Genomic DNA, 24736 nt, shown 5'->3' on the forward strand with positions numbered 1-24736 from the left:
ACATACATAGTTACAAACTAATTTTTATTTTAACAATTTTTGCACCCAGAGATGAATCCAATATTTACACAAACATTTGATAAAAAGCCTGGACAGTCTTTAGTTAGAGTCTTAACAAACCCACTTCCAGCACCACCAATTAATAATGTAATTTCTTGATCAGTTGCAGTTTGAACATAGATTTCTGGTTTAATATTATTCATTATAAATTCCTCCTTGAATAATTAATTATTTGTAACTATGCTTCCCTATAAGATTATTATAAATCGATTAGTGATGTAAAACATGAGTAAAAAAGGCAAAACTCTATGGTACAAATCCTAAAAATAACGAAACGAGAAAATAAACCTGCAAACTAAATAATTGGTTCTCTTTATTCCTACTATTAAATTTTGCTTTTTGCTTCTCAAGTTCATCTATTCTGAACTGTACTATAGCTTGAAATATCAGTTCACATTGGCTTTCTTCTATGTGTATTCAAAAAAGCCAAATAATATCTTAAACCAATCACTAGGAATACCAATTTACATATTCCTGATAATCCTAAGATTTAGGTTGCTCTATTTTTAAGATTTTTATAGTAATTATAAACAAGAGAAAGTTATTAAAGATAATATAAAAACCAGTAAAACTCCAAATACCATTAGTTGCTAAATCTTCTGTATAAAGGTAGCTCTCAGTAAAGAAGAGGTAAATTCCATAGATTTCAATAAAGATTATTCCACTGATGAGTCCGATAAGAAATAAAGCACCTGAAACTTTCACAATCTGATAAAGGACAAGCAACATCAGTCCTATTGCTATGATAATCAGAAAGCTTTGTAGAATTTGTTCCAACATCTTACACCTCTTTCTAGGCTAATTGCTTACGGTAATAGTTGGCTTGTTCCTGGTCAAGTTCATCTAGTTGAGCAATCAAATCAAGGTATTCTGCCTTCGTCACCTCATCTAAGCTTGGAAAATCATTCTCACGACTTGTGATGATGAGTTCCAGTTGTCCAGTGATTTCACGCTTTGAGAAGCTATAATCAAGAGTTTCATCTTCATACTGTTCCTTTAAAGCTTGGTAGTTGGCTCTAGCCTCTGGGCTTGTAAAGCCTTGTGCCAACCATTCTTCAATTTGATAACGCATTTCTTCTAGTGTTTGGACCATGATCTATTCTCCTTTTGTGATTTCTTGACTTCATTTTACCGCGTTCAAAAATATTTGTCAGCCTTTTTTCTTATATCTCAATTGCTATTTGTTGCTTCATTTGGGGTGTTGAATCTTCACTAAACTTGGCCAAAGCTGCATCTATCTCCTCTATCTCAGCTTCTTTTTCGACCAAGGGAGCCAAAACTTCATACTTGGCCTTTACAAGCTGGTACTCCTCTTCCTTTGGAAAGACTTTCTCAACTTCAACTTTAGCTACTTTTAACTTATCTCGTAAATCCTTAACCATTTCTTCAGTCTTTTCTTGATCATCTATAATATGGTCGATGGCATTACTAATTCGTTGAATGGTTCCTACGTCTGATTTCAAATCAAGAGCGACTGTATACTGGTTATCACCTACAATCATTAAAGAGACGGTCTCTGGCAAGGGCTCACTAGGACCTCGTGTAGTCATTTTTAAATCAAATCCTCTAAAGCTGGCAAGGGTTCTGACTTCCTTGGTCTCTGAGCGGTTATAGGTAATGAGTTTTCGCAGATAGTCCCCTGCTTCTGCACGATTATCCGTTTTCTGATTATCAAATTGCATGACAAAATCTTGCGACTTTGTTGCCAAAGATTGGGCAATATCTTTATCATATTGACTCAACCGTTTTTCCATGATAGGGAGGTGCTTCTCGCAATAGGAAATTGTGTGGCGGTATTCATCTTTTGAGCGATTAAAAGCTCGTTTTTGATTTTCTAAAACTGTTAGTTCATTTTCCAATTCCATTTTGAGTTTGAGATAGGGGTTTCCAGTTGCCAAGGCCTTAAAGTCCGAGGCGGTCATGGTTTGTTCATCAATGTCTTCTGCCGACCGAACAGGGTCTTTTGAGGTCATAATCTGAGTGATATATTTGAGCTTATTCTCCTGCGTCTGCCAGAGGTAATTATCAAAACTCCCTTTGGTAATGTAGTGATAAATATCTACCTCATGGTGCATGTTTCCTTGTCGGATGAGCCTTCCATTTCGCTGTACAATATCAGTCGGTCATTTTTTGCGGACAGTTCAATACATGCCTGTCTGTTTCGCTCCCTGCTCCTGCGTTTGCTCTCGTTTGATTTCTCCCTCTGTATCTTCTTGGCACAAGCAGGACAATACTTCGATATGCCAGAGCGGGGAACATATTCAACACCGCACACCGTACAATTCTTAGGCTTTAACGCAGTCCACCGCTTTGTCGGTGTGATATGTAATTCACCGACAAAGCCGATGAATTTATAATAAATCTTGATTTCCTGCCGCACCATTCCGTCTGTAAGTTTCTCACGTTCCGAAACAAGTATCTTGTCTATAAGTGCGTTTATGATGGTTGCGTCCAGTTCCTTAATGCCTTGATAGTTGCGGATTAGGGAGAGGAAATCACGGACACCCTGCGTCTTCTCATAGCTGTCGCTGAGCGTTTCCGTTACCTCTTTCAGCCTTGCTTCAATTTCAAGCTGTTCTTTCTGGTATTTTCCCGACATCATCTCAAAATTCCGCTCGGTAATACGCTCCATCACCTTATCTTCATAGAGTGAGGAAAACAGCCTGTCCAGTTCTGCAAGGCGTTTGTTCAGTTTTCTTTGCTCCTTTTCCAGTGCCTTTGCCTTGCTCTGGTCTGTTTCCGTGAGCCGCTTTTCAATCGCCCTCACTGCCTTTTCATCATTGACTGCCATATCCGCAAATCGGTTGATGTCGGTGAGGACAGCGTTGAACAAGTCCCTCGCTTCAATGCTGTGTGCGGTACACATGATATTACCGTATCTGCCATAATTATTGCAGGAATATTGTACGCAGTCGATGATGTCGGGGCGTTTCCTCCTGTTGGCACTCATAGCCCGCATCGCATAGCCGCAGTCCGCACACTTAATAACGCCTGCAAAGATGTTCTCAAAGCCGCCCTTGTTTTCTGGTAATCTGCGGCTTGTAATAAGCTGCTGTACGGTATCAAATTCCTCCTGCGTGACTATCCCCTCATGGGTGTCTGGTATCACTTCCCATTCTTCGGGCAGCTTAGAGGGGCGTTTCTTGCTTTTCATGTTGGCGGCAATCCGCTTGTAGCCTGCAAGGTTTCCCGCATATATCGGGCTTCTTAAAATGCCCCTTACGCTGTTCTCGCTCCAAATATAACGGTTCTCCTCATTCTCCTCAAAATACCTCTCATAGCCTGTTGCCCCCTGCTCCGCCGCATAAGCGGCGGGGCGTAAGATATGCTGTTTGTTGATGTGCTTGCGGATTTTGGCGATTCCGTTGCCCGCTAACGCAAGGTCAAATATTTCCCTTACCACATGGGCAACTTTGTCATCTATCAGCAGATGGTTGTGGTCGGCGGGGTCTTTGACGTAACCGTATGGTGCTGTCGTCCCCATGAATTTCCCCTGCTGAAACCTCGCTCGGTACGCCGATTTTATCTTGACCGACACATCGGCGGAATACATTTCGTTTAGGATGTTGCGGAAAGGCGTGATGTCCATAGCGGATTTATTGAGCGTGTCCACGCCGTCATTGACCGCTATATACCTCACATTATGCTCTGGGAAAAACACTTCCAGATACAGTCCGCAATCAAGATAGTTCCTCCCCAGACGAGATAAATCTTTCGTGATAACGCAGTTTATCAGACCGCTTTCAATGTCCTTAATCATGTTCTGGAAACTTGGTCTTTGGAAATTTGTACCAGAGTAACCGTCGTCCACATACGTTTTTGCTAAGTGCCATCCCTGCTTTTTCACATAATCCGTGAGGATGGATTTCTGTGTCGCAATGCTCGCACTCTCGTTATCCGTGCCATCGTCTTTTGACAAGCGGCAGTACATGCCGACTTCATAAATCTTGTTCTCCATTCTTATTCCTGCCATACTGTAAAACCTCCATATCTGTCCTATCTGTTTTCATGTTCCATTGCGTACATTCTAAGCGGACAGCCCCTCATTGTCGAAGGTGTCGCCCTCGGCAATCTTCTTCCGAATATCCTCGGAAATAATCGGGATAAACGCTTCTGTGACTGTCTGCGTGCCGACATATTCACGGCTGATTATCATCTGAACTGGTGCTTTCGGCACGATACGCTTTCTCTTTTTATCTGCTTTCTTATCCTCGCCCATACTTAAATCTTCCTTTCCAGACAGGGCAGGAGAACGTCTGGAAACGCCCCGCCCTGTCAATCAGATACCATCAATCCCCGCTGTTTACTTCTTTCTGTAATGCTTCAAGGAGTGCTGCTGCTTCATCAGCGTTCAACGTGATACCCTTTCCGCACTTCTCACGGTTCGGGGAAAAGCTGCGGATGTCATATTTCGGCTCTCTTCCGTTCCATGAGATAAGATTGATTTCTTTTGTGTAGCCGCTGTCGCCCTTAGACAATACGGCGATTTCCTTTACAATCTCATACTGGATTTCTTTCATTCTTCATACCTCAATTTTCTGCATTTACCTCCCGAAAAGAGAAGATTAGCGGCTGTCCCTGCCCCGTTTCCTCTGCAATTCACGCTCCAAAAGTTTAATGATGGTTTCCTCCATCTGCTTCGGCGTTGTGTTCTTCGGAAAATACTTTTTCAGCTTGCTTGTGTTGATTTTCAAGGTTTCTTTCTGGTTTCCCTTTTCCTCCGTCATAATTGCAAATATCGTATCCATGTCAAGCCGCCCGCTCTGGCTTAGGCTTTTCATCCGCTGTGCCTGTGAGAGTGAGGGCGTTGCTTCTTCGCTCTCCATCGTGGCAAAGAGGTTTTCCTGCTCGTCTTTCTTCAAAAAGGACAGTTCCACCGCAGGCGTGAGGGCGATTTTCCCCTCGTCCACCATCCGCAAAATCGGCGGTATCAGTTCCGTCAAACGGATAAATCTTTGTACGGTCATCCTGCCTACGCCGAAGCCCTGTGCCACCTTGTCGTCCGTCCGCAACTTCGTCACAACTTGTGACGAGGTTAAGTCTGTGCGGAAACCCTGCCGCTTCATGGCTTCGGATTTCATCTTGTAGGCAAACGCCCGCTCTGATGGCAGGATATTCTCACGCTGTAAATTACTGTCTACAAGGGTGATGATGGCTCGGTCACGGTCTAAGGGCAGGACAAACGCAGGCACGGTATTTATCCCTGCAAGTTCAGACGCACGGACACGCCGCTGCCCTGCAATCACTTCATAGCCGTTCCCGTCCTCTTTCGGGCGTGTGATTATCGGCGTGACAATGCCAAATTCCTTGATGCTTTCCGCTAATTCTGACAGCGTTTCATCCTCTGCCACATGAAACGGATTGTCGGGAAACGGGTACAAGTCTTTGGTCTTTAACACCTTAAAATCCTGTTTCTTCATTCACATATCTACCTTTCTTTCGCTCTGCTTTTATGGTTTTTCTGCAATTCTTCCAACACTTCGGGCGGTATCTTTGAGAGCAGCCGCCCCATCTGCTCGTTGGTTCTCTGCAACTCAAATATCTTCTGGTTCGCTTTCTGCACCTTTAGTTCCTGCTCATACTTTTCATCACGCATACGCCCCGCATAGTCTGATTCCTGCCCGATTTGCTCCTTTAGGCTATTGATATAGGCACTCTGCTTACTGATTTCCTTTGAGAATTTCTCCACGTCTGGGAGCCATGCCGCAATCAGTTCCAGAGCCTTGTCACGCTTCTTCCCTGCATTAAAGGCGTTGATGTCGGACAGTGCAGACACAATTTCCTCATACTGTTTATCAAGCCTGCCGCCCAACTTATAGAGCCATGTGGGGACATGTTTCCGCTTCGTTTCCATTGAGGACTGACCTCTTTCAAGCTGATTCCACCGTGAGGACATCCGCTCATGGTAGGCGGTCTGCCATTCGGACAGGCTCTTTTGATTGCCTAAAATTGTTTTGGCAGACAGCTTATTGTCTGGTGTAATCGGCACAAAACAGAGGTGCATATGCGGCGTTCTCTCGTCCATGTGGACGACTGCGGAGAGGATATTTTTCTCCCCGACACGCTCTGAAATGAAATCCAGAGCCATCGTAAAATACGCTTTCTGTTCTTTGGGCGGCAGGCTGTTCATAAATTCTGGCGAAGCCGTGATAAGCGTTTCCACCATCATCACGCTATCTTTCCTCGTCCTGCACCCTGCTTCGGCTACCATGCGGTTAATCTCTTTCTTGTAGGTGTACCTCGGCGGATTCACAAGATGGTAGTTATCTTTCGAGCGTTCCATATCTATATCTGGATTGCTTTTATAGGCTTCTTTTTTACGCTCGTTGTGGCGTTCGCAAGCCGCAACGCCGCCCGCTTTGCGTTTCTGGAAACGCAGGATTGCATAGGGCATAATTCATCATCTTCCTTTCTTCGGCGGGTAAACTGCCCTTTGGGTGACAGCGGTGACGGCGGTGACAGCAGTTTTGGGATACCCCCTACCGACTGCCTCAACTGTCACCCTTATTCCCTGCATGACGGTCATGTCGATGATGACGGTGTTTTTGGAATACCCCCTCGCAAGAGCCGTCACCGTCATGCTGCCATTCTTTTATCCGAAGCGTGGAGCGTAGGATAAGCAGGGCGTAAGACCTGCCATAAGGGAGTCCAGAGGGAACGTCTGGCACACGACTTTGCAGGGCAAAGTGTAGTGTGTTACACCCTGTAAACGCAGTCGGAAAAATCGGAAGGATTTTTCTGACCGCAGGGGTGGTTTTACACGCCGAAAAGGGCGGGTAAATCCTACGCCTGCACTTTGCGTTTACGGGGTGTTCTCCCGCAGGGATGACAGCGGCAGGGTATCCTAAAATCACTGTCACCGCCGTCACCGCTGTCACCCGCAGGGCAGAGTCGCCAGCTTTACACGGCTTTAAGCGTCAATGACAGTAACAGGGGGTATCCCAATATCGCTGTCACCACCGTCACCGCTGTCACCCGCCCGCTTTGCAAGCGAAATCTGCCTGCCGTGTTTTTTGCGGCTGTACTGATAAACGATATGGTTCTCATTTAAAAATGTGGTGCGGTATTCATTGAGCCATTTCGTAATCACCGTGGGTATGGTTTCCGTTTCCCTCATAGCGGCTAACAGCTCCGTTGCCGTGCCTGCCCATTCTTCCTTATCCCTCATAAAATCCACCAACCGAAAAAGGACGTCTGGTATCGTTTCTTTCGCAAGCTGCTCCTGCGTTTTTCTCTCCACAAGTTCCCAACTGCAATCACGGAAACGCAGCGTGTATTCCTGATAGGGCGTGTCCCTGCCCGTCACATACAGCTTGGCGGTGTCGGATGCCCGTTTCTCCTTTTCCAGAACAAAGGTAGCGTCCGCACTCCCCGTTAAGCCTGTCGTCCCAGACACCTTGTTGAACACATCGCTGTCATTCTGCTTTCGGATGTGGTGTACGACAATGACCGCCAATGAATGCCTGTCGGCAAAGTCTTTGATTAGTGAGATGTCCCCATAGTCGCTTGCGTAGGCATTGTCTTTTGAAGCTGTACGGACTTTCTGCAAAGTGTCAATGACAATAAGCCTGCTGTTTGGGTAATCTTTCAGATAATCTTCAAGCTGCACGATAAGACCGTCTGACAGCTTGCAGCTTGCCACGGCAAAGTGAAGCCGCCTGCTCGCTTCGTTCGTCAATCGGAACAGCCTGTCCTGTATACGGCAGAACGTGTCCTCAAGGCAGAGGTAAAGCACGTCGCCCTCCATTGTCGGCATATCCCACAAGGGAAGTCCCTGCGACACGCATAAACATAGCTTCAGCATGAGCCAGCTCTTTCCTATCTTCTGTGAGCCGCAGAACAGCGACAAGCCTGTGGGGATAAGGCTGTCCACCACAAAGGACGGCTTCTCAAGCGGTTCATAAAGGAGCGTTTCGGCGTTGACTGTCTGTAACTTCTGCATGGCTTTCCTCCTTTCGGGCGGTGTTTTTGTTTTCGTTGCACATAGGCGTTGACCTCCTTAAAAATAGATTTACTCCCACGAAGAAAAAGTGAGAGTATGTAATGCCGCCAATCCCACACAAATAAAAAACAGATTTCTTTTTCGGGCGGTGTCGGTCACGGTTGGAGATACTTCCTCATTTCCGCCTTTACTTTCTCCTTTGCAATCGCAACAGATTTCTGTATTGCCGAAGCGGTGCAATGCTCCATAGCGGCGATTTGGTAAAAATTGAACTCATACTCGTAGTAGAGCAGGAAACGCCGCCTTTGTATCTCTGGCAGTCCGTCAACCGCCTTACAGAGCAGTTCTGCCCGTTCTGCCTCAATCATTTGTTCCTCTATGCTCTTAGGCAGCTTCAACGCCCGCCTGTTCAGCGTTTCGTCCCATACTTCCGAAAACTCCCTGTGCCGCTCGTCCCATTGGAGGAGATTCCTGTTCCTGCGTTCCATCTGCCGAAACTCCATAAAGAACTGTTCCGACACTTCCAACTCGTGGGATTTGCCCTGCCCGTCCTTAAAGCTGATAAAATACCTTGTGCCGCTTTCCGTGGATTCCTCCCGAAGCGTGTACGCCTTAACTCTGTATGCCATCCCGCTTGCCTCCTGCAAAAAATAAGTGAGGGGATTTCCATCCCTCACCCAGTAGCCCGCAGGACGGCAGGCTGTTTTAGACGCTATAAAATTTTCGTAGCTTCTTCCGCAGATGGTCTAACCTCGCATAGATGGCACCAGTCGTCAAATGCACGAGCGGGGCAATCTCCTTTGTGGAATACCCCTGCATTTTCAGCAGGACGATTTTCAAGGTACGCCCGTCCACCGCGACTAATACTTGATAGAGATTTTCGCTCTCAATCTCGTCCAGTAACTCCGCAACCGTACCCACTTCCGTCTGCCGCTCCCTGTCTGCCATGTCCTCAAGGTATTCCGCAATGTCATTCGTCCATCGGTAAAACCGCCTGTTGGAATTGAAGTCTGCCCTGTCCGCAATGCGTATCTGCTCAATGGTCGCTTCATCAACGCCGCACTCACGCAGCAGCTTTTCCTCCGCTTCTTTCCAGATACGCCATTTCCTGTCCTCCCGTCCGTGGTTATATGCCATGCTTCTTTTCCTCCAATCAGAATTGATTGAGAGGGCAGAGAAAAACCCCCTCATTTTCCCAAAGGAAAAAACAAGGGGGCTGAACGCCTTAAATTTTAATTTTCTATTATCTTTCTTAGTTTTCTTAGGATTCTGGCTTTGCGTTTGTTCACAACGCTCTGGGTTATGCCGAACCTCGCCCCGACTTCACGCTCAGAAAGTCCGTCAAAAAAGATTGCCTGTATCAATTCCTGTTCACTATCCGACAGCAAAGGCAGGGCGGCTTTCAGCCTGTCCACCATAACCGCATTGACAACGGTTTCCGCAATGTCTGCCGCTTCATCAGCGATAAAGTCTAAAGGCTTCCCCTCGCTGTCCGTAAATCCATCCAGAGAAAGCAGGCTGTTCTTCGTATCTAATTTTTTCAGATAACGCCACCGTTCCTTATCTCGGTAGAAGTCCGTGTATTGCTCCCTCACGACTTCAAGCAGACAGCCTTGAATGGGGATAAACAGCTTGTCCATATAGGTCTGGTCGGATTCCCTGCGGCGGCAGAAATCCGTATAGGACAGTTCCACATATCTGCCGCTTTCCTTGATATATACCTTTCTCGGTGCGTATTTCACTGTAAGTACCTCCCATCTGAATTTTTGAAATGTTCAAAATCCAGATGGAGAGGTGGCGAACGACACCTAACACCACTAATAGCCCTATGGCACTTTCCAACAAAAATCGACAAAAGAAAAACCGCAAAGGCTCTATGACCTTTACGGTTATGGGAAATATTAATTCTGTTGTATGGAGATTGTACTTCTACATTCAAGGCAGGAAGTGCCGTTGCATAGGCAGAAATTTTTTTAACTGGTTTCCTGCCGTTCTCTGATATGCTATGTATTGATAAATTTTGCTTCGTATGAGCAGATAGATAACTGCCCGAAAAAAGGACATAAAAAAATCCCTCCAAATTTAAAAACAAATTCAGAGGGTAATTTAGGGTATAACAAAATAACCCACCCGAATATCGTTTTTTTTATTTGGTGAGTTTGTTCTTTCAAATACGAAACAAAAAGAGCCGATGATTCGTGAATTGTTCCACAATTTCATCGGCTCTGCGTCTTAAGCGTCTGGCTCTTTGATGACAGTTATCTTCAAGTTGTCAACTTTAATCAATCTTTCTTGTCTGCATTTTGGACAATAAAGGGGATAATTCTCCAAAACAGTGTCCTTCCTAATTTTATTACGGGTTTTGTTCCCACAAACAGGACACAATATCCATTCGCATTTCATCATAATTAGTCTCTAATCCTTTCAAATCTCATTTTATATGACTTTTGCAAGCTGTTAAGCTAACTTGTGGAACATATGCCGAACCTTATCTATACGGCTATTCGGGCGGCGGGGTTGGCAAATAAATTTACCAATAGCTGGCTGGTATCCTTTTAACTCTGTCAAGCAGACTCCCTGCCCATTTGTGAAATAAGTTAAATCGTTCCTGTATTCTTGAATACATCTAGCAGGGATTTCTCCTTTCAGAATGACCTCGTCATTCTTTATCTGAGTACTTACAATATCTGCACAATACCTTGGAGCATCATGATACGCCCGTGAGAGATATTCCTGCGGTGCATAAATTTCAAAGTGGAGATATGGCTCTAATAGTTCTGTCCCTGCTTTTTTTAAAGCCTGCTCCAATACGATAGGGGAAAGCAGCCGAAAGTCTGCGGGGGTACTTACAGGACTATAATACAATCCATATTCAAAACAGATTTTACAGTCTGTCACTTTCCATCCATACAGCCCCTGCTCGCAGCCATAAAGAACCCCCTCCATAACCGCATTTTGGAACGATTGATTTAAATATCCAAGTGAAACTCTGCTTTCATACTGCACTCCGCTTCCAATAGGGAGCGGCTCTATGGACAACCCGACAGAAGCCCAGAAAGGATTTGGCGGGACTTCTATGTGGATGGTATATTCTGCTTTTCTAAGCGGTCTTTCCATATATATAACAGTAGGCTCTTTTATTTCTGCCTCCACATGATATTTTTCCTCAAGGATGGCACAAATGACTTCCATCTGCACTTTCCCCAAAAAAGAAAGTATAATCTCATGCGTTGTAGTATCCACATAATATTTTAAAAGAGGGTCGCCATCTGAAATTTCTGTAAGTGCCCCAAGCAATATTTCCCGCTGTTCAGATTTCTTTACTGCAATCGTTGTTTGGAGCATAGGGAGAGGATTTTCAATAAATTTTCTCTGCGGCAACAGTATTCCGTTCCCCAAAATACTGTTTAGCTGCAAAACATCATTTGGTAAAATTACAATATCACCAGAGCAGGCTGTATCGGATGAATATAATTCACCGTTTGTCGGAACACACATCTCTGTGATTTTTATTTTCTCTTTTTCAGATATTCTAATAACATCCCTCAAATGCAATGTTCCGCTATATATACGCACATAAACAAAACGCCGCCTTTTCTCTGAATATTCAATCTTAAAAACCTGCCCGCATAGTTCAGATTGACCTTCAGGCGTTGATGAATAAAATTTACTGGCAATCACTTCTATAAGCTGCCGAATCCCCAGATTGTTTTTAGCGCTTCCGTGATAAACGGGAAATAACGTTCCGTTTTGGAATCTCCTGTTTTCTTCCTGTTCCAGTTCTGACATTTTAAACGGTTTCCCTGACATATATTTCTCTAATAGTTCATCGTTTCCCATAATTACCGCATCCCACTGTTCCATATCGTCATTGTCTGTTACATTTATATGGGGATGCTGCCCAACCTTTTGCTTCACTATAATTTCCGAAGAAAGCTTTGCTTTCATTTCTTGATATACCATTGGCAAATCAATCCCCTCTTGGTCAATTTTATTGATGAAAAAAATTGTCGGAATCTTCATTGTCTGTAGTGCATGAAACAGTATACGGGTCTGTGCCTGTATGCCATCCTTTGCAGAAACTAATAATACTGCTCCGTCTAATACGGATAAAGAACGGTATACTTCCGCCAAAAAATCCATATGGCCTGGCGTATCTATAATGTTGACTTTTACATCCTCCCACTGAAAAGATGTCACTGCTGTCTGGATAGTGATTCCCCTTTGACGCTCCAAATTCATTGTATCTGTCCTTGTTGTGCCTTTATCTACGCTCCCTGGTTCTGCAATTGCACCACTGGTATACAATAAACTTTCCGTTAATGTTGTCTTTCCTGCGTCAACGTGAGCCAGAATGCCTAAGTTAATTATTTTCATGTGATTTTCCTCCTATCAACACCCAAAAAAGGGCATAAAAATACCCAGTGATAAATACTCCTATCACTGGGTAAATAACTCCAATAGCCCCAAAACACTTATATGTTTTCGGGCATATAAAATTACATGATAAAAGTATTCTTAAACTGGGTACAAAAAACTAAGCCCCATATTAAAAGTGAAACGGGACTGCTACTTTTTGTTCCCACTATCAAATTGACAGTTTATTTAAGAATACCTTGCCGCATATTTATTAACTCCTTGTATAATACTGAATCTAATTATATTCCTTAACCCTTTATTTGTCAAGCTGACAAACTAAAGCAGAAAAAGCGGCAGGATTTCCCCCTGCCACTAATCATCTGTTTATGCAAAAATAATTTCCTTTTCCACAATCTCCCTCGCACAAGCCCTTATGTTATTGAGGCATCCTGTCCATTCTAAGGCGTTTTCTGCCTTTAGCTGTTCCGTTATGCCCTGTGCCTGTTTCATACCCTCTATGAGCCTTTCAAAGCGTTCCTGTGCCTGTCTGTTGATGTCGGCAAGGTAGGCGTTTAGCCTGCCGCTTGTAAGAAGATTGGTGTATGTAACTTTACGGTACTGTTTTAGATAATCTAAATGCCGTTGCCCCCAGATGCCTATTGCCTGTTCTTCTTCGGCGGGTACAGTTAAGCACGGTATCAAATAATCCCCTTGCCTTTCGTATTTGCCGCCCAGTTCCTCAAATAATGATTTTGCCATTGTCTGTTACCTCCACATTCTTTTTTATTTTGAATGTCCGCAAAATCCGTCCTACATCAGAAGGACGCCAGGGAACATCTAAGTGGTGGACAGCTTTCATGCGTGATTGCACGTTTAGCCCCGTTCCACCTTTTTCAGTCGAAGCCATGAGAATCCGTACTTCACCACTATTGACCTTTCGTGAGAGAGAATTTTTCTTCTCATCAGTATTGGCATCATGCACAAAGGCAATTTCTTCTTTTGGAATACCGCGATCAACCAGCAAGTCCTTAAGTTCATTGTAAACATCAAAGCCCTCTTCCTTACTTTTAGGGGTTCCAATATCAGAGAAAATCATCTGAGTGGCTTTGGCTTCAACTCCTTCACGGTAAATCCGCTCGACATTATCGACTACTTGAAGGATTTTCTGATTGTCTGATAAGGTATAAGCAGGGTCAATCAACCGCATATCAATAGCTAGTTTTCTGGCTTCACCTGTGATTTTAAGCATGTTATCTCTACTTGGGTCAACACTACCTGACTTGATAGCGTCTGAACGCTCTACCAGTTCTTCTAAATAGTATTTCTGAGCTTGTGTTAACTCGCTTTCCACCGCAATAATCTTAGCTTCAGGTACAGGTAAGTCAAGCATATCCGATGTCTGAATATCTGCTGTTTCCTTGTAAATTCGCATGAGTTCAGGCAAGTTGACAAATTTCTTGAACCTTTTCTTAGGTTGATATTTATCACCTGTCGGGGCTAGTTCCATAGAGTTTTCGATATTCCCAAAAGCACCAACCCATGAGTCAAAATTGGATACCTGGTATCGTTCCAAGACATCGGGTTGAATGTAATTCATCATAGTGAAAAGTTCACTAATGGAGTTTGAGACTGGTGTTCCTGTCGCAAAAACGACATTTCTATCACCATGCTCTGCCTGAACCTGTCTCACCTTCATCTCCATATCCACATTCTTTTTTGAAGTGGTGTTGGTGATTCCAGCTACATTCCCAAGTCCAGTGATTGGACGGATATTCTTGAAGTGATGAGCTTCATCCACAAAAAGAAAATCAATTCCAAGGTTTTCAAATTCAATAAAGGTATCTCGCTCTAGTTTTTGGAGTTCTTCCAACTGGTGCTCTAGTCCCTTGATTGAACGCTCTGCTTCTTTGACCGTATAATCAGAATCACTTCCTAGCTTGATTTCTCTGAGTTGCTCGAGTTTGTCATTGATATAGGTGACCTGTTTCTCTCGACTCATCGGTATTTTCTCAAACTGGGAATCCCCAATGACAATGGCATCATAGTCCCCTGTGATAATACGTGATACAAACTGTTTGCGTTTGGCCTTGGCAAAATCTTTCTTGGTGGTCACATAGACTTTCTTGGTTGGGAAGAACTTCATAATTTCTTGACCAAACTGAGCAGTCAAACTAGACGGAACCACATAAAGAGGTTTATGCACCATCCCTAATTCTTTCAATTTGAAACCAGCTCCGATCATGGTCAAGGTTTTTCCAGACCCAACTTCATGAGCTAGGAGGGCTCGTTTTTCCTCCACAATCCGTTGAATGGCATTCTTTTGGTGAGGGCGTAAGGAGATATTCTGAGCAAGTCCATCAATGGTTAAATGACTACCATCATAGGTCTTAGATACTGTACGATTGTAGAGCCTATTATAGGTGTCTTCAATCATTTGTTGAACTTCTGGATACTTTGATACAAAGTCTTGAAAGAGTTCTTGGAGGTGTGTTTCCTTGGCACGTAGGACCGTTGTTTTCTCCACATCCGTCACATTCTTTTTCTTATCCCCTTCGACAATTTGTTTTGTGATCGTTGGTTGATTGGAATTCAGGAGATTTTCAAAGATTTTTCGACCACTATCATAGCGTGAAGCAGGGACACCTAAACTCCTGTCCGTTGCGTTGGAATAGGTGTAGGCAAACTTAGATTGGTAAGTGATAACCCCGTCAATGGGACTGACTTCAAGGACTGTTGCTACTTCTTGGTCTGACAGTTCATAGGCTTTCCCCATAAAGGTTTCTTGGGCAAATTTTCCGTAAACAGACAAAGGAATCCAGCGTGAAGCGATTCGATAATCAATGTCTGCCAAAGTAATACGTGCTGGTTTGATAGCTTCTAGAAGTCCTGCATAATGTGACCAGTTAAAGTCCTGATTGTCTTGTTTGACGAATAGATCCACCACTTCTAACTTGGTAACGACATCACCTGACAGGAAGTCTTGGCGAGAAACATAGGACAGTTCCCCATTCAAATACTTCTCAGGATCAGGCATAATGAGGTCTCCTAACTCCTCAATCAAGGTCATCTTCGATTCAACCTGATAGATAGACATCATATAAGCGAAATCAACACCACGTCCGTCAGCCAAGCTGGAATTTAAGGCATCAAGGGCAGTATGTACCTTTTTAACCTCTTTTTCAGGACGCACTAGAGCCTTTTCAAAGGCAAGGGATTTAGTATAGATAACATACTTTCCACTTGGATCCAGACGTTCATCTTCCAAACTAGCAAGAAGCGAATATTTATCATCACTATCAAAAAGATTACGATTCACTGCACTGTTCAAATAACCATAGCGTTTGACAAAGCTATCATAGGTACGATTAAGCTTGCCTAATAAGTCGTTGAACTCGCCTTTATCATAGTCATAATAGCGTTGAATGGCTATGACTTCTTGATAGGCATTACGAATGTCCACCATTCCTTTGATTCGTGCTACTTCTTTCTCAGATAAGGGAGCTTCATAGAAAACTGTCTTTTTATATAACCCTTTAAACTGACCATGTTTTGCTGCATCATCGGTCACATAAACATCTAGAGCAGTGCTATCAGTCACTTCTAAGCTATTAAATCTATCAATCTGCTTTTGGGAATACTTGGTGTCCCATGCTTTGAAGTTGCCTACTTCATCGACATAGTAACTGATTTCTTCCGTCTTGGTCCCCACTCGAATGCCTTTATTGTCTCGATAGTAGACCGTAGAACCCTGGTAACCAAAACTGTACTGACCTAGATTCTCCCTCATTTCAGCTGGAATGGAGGTATCAATGACTTGTTCGGTCAACACATTTGGGTTAATGATGACCTCATTTCTATCAATCTCCCTTGGGGCCTTAACGTGATTTAGAGCTATTTCAACACTTGCAATCAAGTTATCACTAGTCCCCTTAACAGAAAGTGTTCCGCCGTTAAAATTTCTGACCTCGTAGGTTCCTAGCACTTGGCTATTGTATTCTCCATCAAAGTAAGGATTGAGCCAAATGCGACTATCCTTTTCATAACGAATGGAACCTGAAAAGGCTAAGTCATCTGTCACATATCCCTTGTTCAAGTGTTTCTGGAAGAACAACATATCCGTTGTAACATTCGTTCCTGCAATGGCCTTAAAGGTAGAGTCAGGCAGTCGAACCCCTCCAAGAAATTCAGTTGTCTCACGAATATCTTGTAAGATGTTTTCTGTTCGCTTATCCATGGTTCCTGTGGAAGAGATAATCGCTACTTGTCCACCATCATGGACCAAATCAAGTGACTTTTTGACAAAGTAGTCATGAATCATATAAGGCTTATCGTACCTGTTATCCGCAATTCGTATATTGGCAAACGGCACATTTGAAATCACCAAATCAAAACTATTGTCGTTAAAAGCCACCGTCTCAAAGCCCTTAATTTCAATATGGCTATTCGGGTGAAGGTGCTTGGCAATGGCTCCTGTAATGGTATCTAGCTCTACGCCATATAGCTCACTCTTTTCTCTTAAGTGTTTGGGCATAGCCGCAAAGAAATTCCCTGTTCCCATGGAAGGGTCTAGGATTTTTCCGCCTGTAAAACCATCTCTTTCCAACTTATCCCACATCTGACGGATCAGGGTAGGGTCTGTATAATAGGCTGTCAAGGAGGACTGTTTCATATCCGAATACTCTTTATCTGTGACTAAGCTTTTCAGTTCTTCTCGTTCCTTAGAAAATTTTGGATGATAGTCATCAAAAAATTCATTGGCAAGTCCACCCCAGCCCACATACTTGGCAAGGAGTTCTTGTTCACTTGGATTTGCCTGACGGCGTTCCGTTTCAAGTGTTTTAACCAAACGAATAGCCGCAATGTTTGTCTCAACCTTATCTCTAGCAGTCTTAGGATAAAAGTCCGTCATATCTTCTGGAAAATAAAAGTCCGTTACTGGAATCTCTGGAATTGTTCCGACTACTTCCTCTTCAGGAATTTGACTATCTGATTCTTCAAGATCAGTATCGTTATGACCTTTTTCTGAACCATCTGGTTCCAATAGTCCAATACTCTGAACTGGCTCCTCGTCCAGAAATGAAAAAAGGTTTAATTCTTGGTCCGCTTCTTCTATCTCTGTTTGTGGTTCTGCCATTGGCTGATGAAGTGCCTGACTGACTTCTTCCCAGGTCCTCACATAAAGAACTGGATTTTGTTCTATGATATCCGAAAAGTCATTGACTAACTCAATCCGAATCAAACCGTTCAATCGAGCATCGCTGACCGACACGACCTCAAAGTCCTGCCCCTTATAGGAAACCAATGACCCCAGAGGATAAGTGTCCAATACTCTCTGGACTAGTGGATTTCCCGCAAATTCTTCATCAACCACTACTTTCGTCTCAGCTTTCTCTAGCTTGCTCTTCCAATCACGTAGGTTCAAGTCCGATTGACTACTTTTAGCTTTTTCAAATGTTTCTGCATCTTCTCTGCTTAATTCTTCATGTAAAAAGGCATAAGCAACCTGTCGCAACTCTTCTAAAGAAAGTTGACTGCCAAAGAAAAATTCTACTTTATCATGACTCAATCCCATTTGGAGTAGTTCGGTCGCAAGGGCTAGTTGAGTTACCGTAGCTTTTGGATAACCACCTAATAAAGCAAGGTCCGAATTTTTCAAACGAAAACGACCTGCGGCATCCAATAAAATGCCGACTTGGTCTTGGTCAAACTGAGATAGCTCAATCCCTATCTGAGTCAATTTTTCTTGATTTTCTGTCCTAATGGCTTGTCCAATTTTTTCTAATTCCTTTTCTTCGACTGTAGTCAAGGTTCGTTTCAGCTCATAGAGGCTACCATCAGCCTCCAGATAGGTAAGTAATTCCTCGCCATCAAAGACTGGTGTCATTTCCATTTCAGTGTCAAAATCACCTCGTCTAAGATTCGGAAGTTTTGAACGTTCATTTCGAATCTGGTCAAAATATGTTAGAATCTCAAATTTACGTCGTAAAGATAACTCTTCATAAGCCGGCAGATGACTTGTTTTTCCAGTTCGGTTATCCAGTTGAGACAAATCTACATCCAAACTAGCAATAACCAGAAAGCCCTCTTCTCGAAAAGATATTGCCTGATTACTACTCGCTTTGTGCTCATTACCAGTTTCTTCTTTTTCTTGAACTGTTTCATCAACTCTTGTTTCAAGCTCAGGTTCGTAGGTCAAGAGAAACTGTTCAATATCTCGGCTAATGCGATCCGCTAAATTATTTGCCACACGATAAACATTGACCAAATTAGCTCTCCTACTCTTTTGTAAGAGTGAATCCGGCGATATGGTTTGGTAGTGACCATTTGAGTCTAATAATTGAAAACGAGTGGCCAGATTAAACAAGGCCACTTCAATCACCAAGTCTTTTTCAGACGGCGATAGTTTGTCGAGTTTTTGGAGACCAGTTTGGCCGAATACTTGTGTATAGGTCAATAGATCATGAGCAGTATCATAAGGACTAGCTTGGATAAAAGCTGAAACATCTGTCTCAAAGTGAAGTACCTGAACAGATTTAATAATTTCTTGCCTATTGGTTAAAAACTGACGAATAAGACTATCCCACTCCTCATCAAAGTGGTTTGCTTGGTAATACAAAAATGCTTCAAGCATGGCTCTGTCACGAGGAATGGTAGCCCGCAACATCTGTAGTAAAACTTCTTGATTCATTCGTTCCTCCCATCAAAAAAGAGCTGAGATTCTATTCTCAGCCCTTCGTTTTAGTCTAGGACCAAGGCTCGTTGGTCTTTTTCTTGTGGCATACCTTCCATCAAAGTCGCCACATAGTGTTGTAAGAAATGACTTTTCTGGTCTAGTAACTCTTTCTGCAAAGCAAGATGAACCAGATCTCCAAAATAATCCTGACTGGAAATGGCCAAGTCCTGTTGAATCATGGCCTGTAATGTTTCAAGGCTAAGTGGTGAATAATCGTCACTATCTAAAACTTCATACTGTTCCAAGGTGTCTGAAAGGCTATTTGAGGACATTAGATCCATAATAAAACTAGAGCCTTCACCTGTTCGGTACAGTTTTTCCAGAATATCAGTCATATCTGCCTGTACTTCATCCAAATAGCCATCCACTTTAACTCGTAGCTCATCACTAATCAAGGACAGGTCATCTTCATCCATATAATCTTGATAAACCTGATTGAGGATTGTTCTATCAGAAATACTTAATTCCAAAGAGAGAAAGGCCTTGATAAACTCTTGGTAATCGTCCTTCTCCATTTCAGACAAAGCCTCTTTCATGGTGTCAAAGTTCCAAGTCATCACACAACTCCTTTTGTGGGACTAGTGGTGAATGTCCTGATTGTAGTTCTTCTAAATCAGCTTGACCATCACCATCTGTGTCAATAGCATATGGATTGGTCCCAAGAGCCAGTTCCTGAGCGTCTGTCAAACCATCTTGGTCTGAATCCATTTCATAAATGGTTTTTGGATTCATCTACTTCTCCTCCTTTTTCTTCAGTCCAAAAGCCGTACCAAGCAGAATACCAGCTCCAATCAAGCCCAAAAGGGATTCATGTTCCCCTGTATTTGGCAATTCACTTGCTGGAACAGGCGGTTCAATAGTCTCAATTGGTGGTTGAGGTGGTGTGGGTTGATTTGGACTTGGTTCTTCAGGTTTAGGGGTATGTGTTACAACTGTATTTGAGCTGATGACATAACCATTCACTGTATGGAGATAGGTATTCTCCACCTGACCAGTCGCAATCCGTTTCATCTGCAGGTAAACATCTGCCTGAAAGGCTGAATCATCAGAGATGGTCTCTAAGAAGGATTTATCAAATGAAATTGACACGAGGCCATTTTCTGTATCCACCTGTTGCAAGGTATATTTCGTGACTTCCGTTCCTTCTTTTAAGACAGAACCGTCTTTGAGGGTGACATCCGTCATCAGATAGCTACGATAAACACCATTATACTCATCATGCTTTTCATCATAGTTATCTTCAAAACCATATTCAAATAAATCTGTCGCACGATTGCTTGGAATCATTGCTCCAACTAAGCGATAGTTAAAGATTTGATGCAAGGCCACTTCTTTCCCATCAAGGCTATCCTCTTTATTGGATAAGTCAATCACCACATCTTTTTGTGGGTCTAATCGGGGAACATTATTGACCACTGTTTCCGTGACATAAGCCAAGCCAAAATCAATCTGATAGGCTGTATTTTCATACTGACCACCTGTTTTGGTTAGCTCATTTTTAACCGTCATCGGAAGCGTGACAACTAAGGTTTGACCAGACTTCACATAGGTCTCATAAAAGGTTTTTGGATCATCGCTACTAAAAACTTGAATGGCTCCTTTAGGTGTAAACTCACGCTTAGCGATGGCATCTTGGACGACTTTCGGAGCTTCTGACAAACTTGCGTAGGTGCTAACAGAAATACCAGATACACGATTGCCTTCCTTATCCAAAACTTGAATGCCATCAGGATTTAGGGTAAGGGCTTCTTCTGGGTAATCGTCTACCATGTAAAATCCCTTGGCAAGAACATCATCCGTCACGACCATGTCCTTGTATTGACTGTAATCCAAGACAATTTTGTAATAATTGACTGTATTCGGAAGGACAGTCTTTCCATCAATTGAAATGCCTTCTTGATTGGTATTAGACTTGTGTGGAGTTACTTTAGGGACAAAATTGGTCACCGTATTAGTTTCATATGCTTGTCCAAAATCCACCTGATAGGCCACGTTTTCATAAGACTTCCCTGAATTAATCATGGTTTCCAAAACAGTCATCGGAGTGACGATGGTAATATTCTCCCCCTTAGTCACATACGATTCATAAAAGGCTTGTGGGTCTTCTGGCATGAAAACTTGGAAAGCTCCTTTAGGCTGAATTTTTTGTTTAGAAAGGGCTGCTTGTAAGGAGTTAGGAGCTTCTGATAATTGAGAATAAGACTTCACCGTGATTCCTGAAACTGTTTTGCCATCAGATGTGATAACCTGAATAGCTGTTTCATCTGGCAATAAAGCTTCTTCTGGATAATCATCCACAAAGTAAAAACCTTGTGCAATCTGAGACTTGTCTGCTTTAATCCCTCGGTATTGGTCCAAATCCCATGAGAGTGTATAGTGATTTTGAGTTCCCACAAGCATGGGCTTCCCATTGATGTCCACTTTGTCTTTATTGAGGTTTTGTTTCTTGGGTTCTGGAGAAACAAGGGTGTTGGTCACTTCCTTGGTTTCATAGCCATTGCCGAAATCAACTTGGTATGCCTTGTTTGTATAGGTCTTTGTTTGACCATAAAGACTATCTTTAACCGTCATTTTGGTCAAAAGAGCCAAGGATGTACCTGTTTTGACATATTGGTCATAAAATGCTTGGTTGTCATCCGGCATAAAGACTTGAAAGGCACCTGTCGGTATAATCTTAGCACGAGCTAATTTATATTGAAGGTCTTTAGGGGCTTCATTTAACGAAGCATAGGTTTTAACCGTTATACCTGATACCTTTTGACCATCAAGGGTAGTAACAGCCGTGCCATTTTCCACCACATCAAGCACTTCCTCTGGGTAATCATCCACAAAGAAGAAGCCTCGTGCAATTGTCTCTGTAGCAGAACGATCTCCCTTATACTGGTCCAAATCCCAAGTCAATCGGTAGTGGTTGGTTGTGCCAAGGGCTACGACCGTGTCATTAATGAGGACACCATCCGCATTTTCATTATTTTTATCTGGTGTAATGAGTGTGGTTGTCTCCCCATCACCTGGTGTACGAACCGTCACAATATTTGAAGTGACTGTATAGGAATTGGCTGTTCCCTTGTTCACAAGCAACTTGTAGCTATTAGAATAGGTTGCCCCATCATTTTGAACAGTTCCATAAAGTTTGGGAGCAGTCAGTTGATAAGACTTAGTGAGGTCTTGATTGACCTCTTGAAGCAAAGTTTCCTTGGCAGTCAGAGTCACAAAATTCTTAGACTCATCAAAGCTAAGGACATAGTTTCCATTCTCTTTTTGTGTTGTTTCCTTATCAAACAAATAACCTGCAGGCAAGTAGTCCTCAAAAATGAGACTAGTCGTTTGAGTACGTTTGGGCGATAAGGCATCAACTGTTAAGGGATAAATCACCGTTGAATCTTTTGCGACAGTTTTATCATGAAGATTAGCTTGGTCACTATTGATCACTTCTTTCATAATCTCTGGAGTTGTCGTCAAACGGTACGCATGATAATGGACAGTGGGTACTTGTGGTGGCGTTGGAAGTTCTTTTGGAATAGGTTTGACAGGTAAGGTTACCTTGGTCAAAGTTAGACTAGGCTGAATCACTTCTTCCAAAGGCTTTGGCGTGAAGGTTACAGGCTTTTCAGGTGTAAAGTTTTTTGGAGTAAAGACATCTGGTGTTACCGTAATAGGTTCTGGAACGGGTTCAAGTTCCACCGTTACGTGAGGTTTGGGACTATAAGGTGTTACTGTACGTGCCACTGGTAGGGTATTTAAGGCAAACCAGTAAGATAATCCAACATTCTGTGGCATATCGCCTTGTCCAAAGGTGACTGTATAGGTATTGCCCGATGTGACCGTTGAGACAATAGCTCCTTTATAAGCATAACGACTTGATGTGGTATCCCATTCCTCAGGTAAGTTCAAATCACTTGCACGGTTGGAACCCAAAGAACGTGCTAGACCTTCATTAGTCACTTGAACGGTTGACCCATTAATCGGCACAAATTTCCCAGATGAATCTTTAACATACTCTAGACCAATGTCATTATGATTGAGGGAAGAATGTGTGAAGACACCTGGTTTTTCTTTGGAGAAGGTAACTTGTGAGCCGTCTTCCAAAAAATACTTAGCAACTACGCGAAACTCCATCTTATCCGTTCGCCAGTCACCATTTCCATCATTTCGGTAGGCGATAAAGCCTTCGGTAGGATCATTTGGTACAACCAGCTTCACGGCAGCGGTTCCAGCTGGTGATACAAGGTTGGTAATATCGTAAGTCACATGACTAATCTTTTTGCCATCAAATCGTGCATTTTGAAGATTTTGATAGTTAAAACTAAGAGTTTCGCCTGTTTTGAAGCTATCATAGACAAAGAAGCCCGTGGAATCTAAAATTCTTGAGTAGCCCCCCAGCATGGCATCGCCAGTTGAAATAATCTGATCAGGACTTCGGGTAATGGCTCCATGTTGTGCTTGTGGCTCACCGTTATTGAGATTGAGGGCTTGAGCAAGGGCTTCAGAAATATAACCTTCTTCACCTTTTGAAATCTCGGCCAAGTCACGTTGATAGCGTTCCATTTCTTTGGCATTGTAGGCATCAATCGCTTCATTTTCTTTTCTAGCTGCGGCTTCTTTTTCCTGATTGCGTTTTGTAATGGCTTCAATCTCAGCAGCTCGATCTGAAACTAATTGTTGTTTCTTCTGATTAGCCTGATCCACCGCAGCTTGACCTGCACGGTTTTCAGCATCTACAGCAGCTTGACCTGCCTGATTACGCCTTTCAATGGCTTCATTATCTGCCTTTGTCTTAGCAAGTCCAGCCTCATTTTCTTTTTGAATGACCTGATTTTTCGCAACAATATCATCTGCCTTGGTTTTCTTTGTTAGATAATCCACTACAGCTTGTTCGTTAGTTGATTGAATGGTTTCAACAGCCTTGCCATAGTTTGTATAGTCAAGTTCAGATGTTCCATTTCCAGCTGAAACTACATGTTCTTTTACTGTCACATCAGCATCTGCATACCGAGTTTTTAGGTCATTGACTTTAGTATCAACCCAAGCATTTGTCTCTTTACCAGTTTGGTTGGCCCTTTCGTAGGTCTGTGACAGCTCCTTATTTTCTTGTTCAATGCGAGCTTTATTCGATTCGTATGTCGCTTTATCAGCTTTGTAGGTTTCAGTAACTTCATTGATAGCCTCAACCTGTTTTTGGGCATCTTCTTCTGCTTTTGAAATTTGTTGGTTGGTTTCTGACACAGAAGTTGTATTTCCTAAATCCATTGGGCTATCTTCAACTGTAGAAACACCTTCAGCCTTTGCCTCTTCAACTGCTTGTGTTACCGTATCATGTGGTACGGTGACAGCAATCGCTCCATTAGATTGACTAGTTGACCCTAAACTTTCAGTTTGTTCAGATACAGAGGTTGGTTGTGCTTCTGGTAAATTCGTGGCTGGATTTTCCGATCGTTGAATAGTGGTGTCAACTGACGATGTGACTTCATCAGCATGTGCAACCGTTCCTCCCCAAGCAACAACAGCGGTCACCATTGTTCCAAGGGCAACCGAACATAACGTTCGATATTTTTTACTCTTACGAAAGACGTGTTTCTCGCCTTTTTCCTGATTGACAAGAAAGTGATGATTACATGTTTTGGTCATAAATAGTCCTTCTT

Annotated in this window: 19 protein-coding genes and 1 pseudogene; all 20 read right to left on the minus strand. The window is 42.9% G+C overall.

Annotation, left to right across the window (positions count from 1 at the left end; genetic code table 11):
* Window positions 1-29 precede the first annotated feature (29 nt).
* Window positions 30-203 (minus strand): type A2 lanthipeptide, encoded by a 174-nt coding sequence (locus K5Q34_RS00965; protein WP_012775117.1) that lies wholly within the window; start codon window positions 201-203, stop codon window positions 30-32.
* 340 nt (window positions 204-543) lie between these two features.
* On the minus strand, window positions 544-840 hold the full coding sequence (locus tag K5Q34_RS00970; protein WP_105140425.1) for a DUF5966 family protein: 297 nt from the start codon (window positions 838-840) through the stop codon (window positions 544-546).
* 13 nt (window positions 841-853) lie between these two features.
* The gene (locus K5Q34_RS00975) at window positions 854-1153 is read right to left on the minus strand and encodes a DUF5962 family protein (protein WP_105140424.1); all 300 of its coding nucleotides are present in this window, start codon (window positions 1151-1153) and stop codon (window positions 854-856) included.
* A 70-nt stretch (window positions 1154-1223) separates the two neighbouring features.
* A pseudogene (locus K5Q34_RS00980) lies at window positions 1224-2183 on the minus strand (hypothetical protein); the annotation flags it as partial.
* Window positions 2120-4033 carry a recombinase family protein gene (locus tag K5Q34_RS00985; protein WP_221864358.1) on the minus strand — a complete coding sequence of 638 codons (1914 nt, stop codon included), beginning with the start codon at window positions 4031-4033 and terminating at the stop codon, window positions 2120-2122. The gene K5Q34_RS00985 and the pseudogene K5Q34_RS00980, both read right to left, overlap by 64 nt.
* 54 nt (window positions 4034-4087) lie before the next feature.
* Window positions 4088-4279, minus strand: a complete 192-nt coding sequence (locus K5Q34_RS00990; RefSeq protein ID WP_002596259.1) for a hypothetical protein — start codon at window positions 4277-4279, stop codon at window positions 4088-4090.
* A 70-nt stretch (window positions 4280-4349) separates the two neighbouring features.
* Window positions 4350-4580 (minus strand): YdbC family protein, encoded by a 231-nt coding sequence (locus K5Q34_RS00995; protein WP_002596258.1) that lies wholly within the window; start codon window positions 4578-4580, stop codon window positions 4350-4352.
* A gap of 45 nt (window positions 4581-4625) precedes the next feature.
* Window positions 4626-5480 carry a ParB/RepB/Spo0J family partition protein gene (locus K5Q34_RS01000; RefSeq protein WP_002596257.1) on the minus strand — a complete coding sequence of 285 codons (855 nt, stop codon included), beginning with the start codon at window positions 5478-5480 and terminating at the stop codon, window positions 4626-4628.
* A gap of 8 nt (window positions 5481-5488) precedes the next feature.
* Window positions 5489-6454, minus strand: coding sequence for a MobV family relaxase (gene mobV, locus K5Q34_RS01005; protein WP_002596256.1), 966 nt, complete (start codon window positions 6452-6454; stop codon window positions 5489-5491).
* A gap of 516 nt (window positions 6455-6970) precedes the next feature.
* Window positions 6971-8002, minus strand: a complete 1032-nt coding sequence (locus K5Q34_RS01010) for an AAA family ATPase (protein ID WP_002596255.1) — start codon at window positions 8000-8002, stop codon at window positions 6971-6973.
* 155 nt (window positions 8003-8157) lie between these two features.
* Window positions 8158-8631 carry an RNA polymerase sigma factor gene (locus tag K5Q34_RS01015; RefSeq protein ID WP_002596254.1) on the minus strand — a complete coding sequence of 158 codons (474 nt, stop codon included), beginning with the start codon at window positions 8629-8631 and terminating at the stop codon, window positions 8158-8160.
* 76 nt (window positions 8632-8707) lie between these two features.
* Window positions 8708-9139, minus strand: a complete 432-nt coding sequence (locus K5Q34_RS01020) for a sigma-70 family RNA polymerase sigma factor (protein WP_002596253.1) — start codon at window positions 9137-9139, stop codon at window positions 8708-8710.
* 95 nt (window positions 9140-9234) lie between these two features.
* A complete protein-coding gene (locus tag K5Q34_RS01025; RefSeq protein WP_002596252.1) occupies window positions 9235-9744 on the minus strand; it encodes a sigma-70 family RNA polymerase sigma factor in 510 nt (169 codons plus the stop codon).
* Between the two features lie 490 nt (window positions 9745-10234).
* Complete coding sequence (locus K5Q34_RS01030; RefSeq protein WP_008724758.1) at window positions 10235-10408, minus strand: cysteine-rich KTR domain-containing protein; 174 nt, start codon at window positions 10406-10408, stop codon at window positions 10235-10237.
* A gap of 51 nt (window positions 10409-10459) precedes the next feature.
* The gene (tet(O), locus tag K5Q34_RS01035; protein ID WP_221864359.1) at window positions 10460-12379 is read right to left on the minus strand and encodes a tetracycline resistance ribosomal protection protein Tet(O); all 1920 of its coding nucleotides are present in this window, start codon (window positions 12377-12379) and stop codon (window positions 10460-10462) included.
* Between the two features lie 366 nt (window positions 12380-12745).
* Window positions 12746-13120 (minus strand): TnpV protein, encoded by a 375-nt coding sequence (locus tag K5Q34_RS01040; RefSeq protein WP_001129922.1) that lies wholly within the window; start codon window positions 13118-13120, stop codon window positions 12746-12748.
* Entirely contained in the window at window positions 13101-19049 is a 5949-nt protein-coding gene (locus K5Q34_RS01045) for an SNF2-related protein (RefSeq protein ID WP_221864360.1), read from the minus strand. Before K5Q34_RS01045 ends, K5Q34_RS01040 begins: the two co-directional genes overlap by 20 nt.
* Before the next feature lie 50 nt (window positions 19050-19099).
* Window positions 19100-19651: a hypothetical protein gene (locus tag K5Q34_RS01050; RefSeq protein ID WP_205027956.1), complete on the minus strand. Its 552-nt coding sequence runs from the start codon at window positions 19649-19651 to the stop codon at window positions 19100-19102.
* A complete protein-coding gene (locus K5Q34_RS01055; RefSeq protein ID WP_205027955.1) occupies window positions 19635-19826 on the minus strand; it encodes a calcium-binding protein in 192 nt (63 codons plus the stop codon). The genes K5Q34_RS01050 and K5Q34_RS01055 overlap by 17 nt, the downstream gene beginning before the upstream one ends.
* Entirely contained in the window at window positions 19827-24722 is a 4896-nt protein-coding gene (locus K5Q34_RS01060) for an SspB-related isopeptide-forming adhesin (protein WP_221864361.1), read from the minus strand.
* Window positions 24723-24736 lie beyond the last annotated feature (14 nt).

It is taken from the genome of Streptococcus sp. 2018110, assembly GCF_019754115.1.
Lineage (GTDB): Bacteria > Bacillota > Bacilli > Lactobacillales > Streptococcaceae > Streptococcus > Streptococcus hashimotonensis.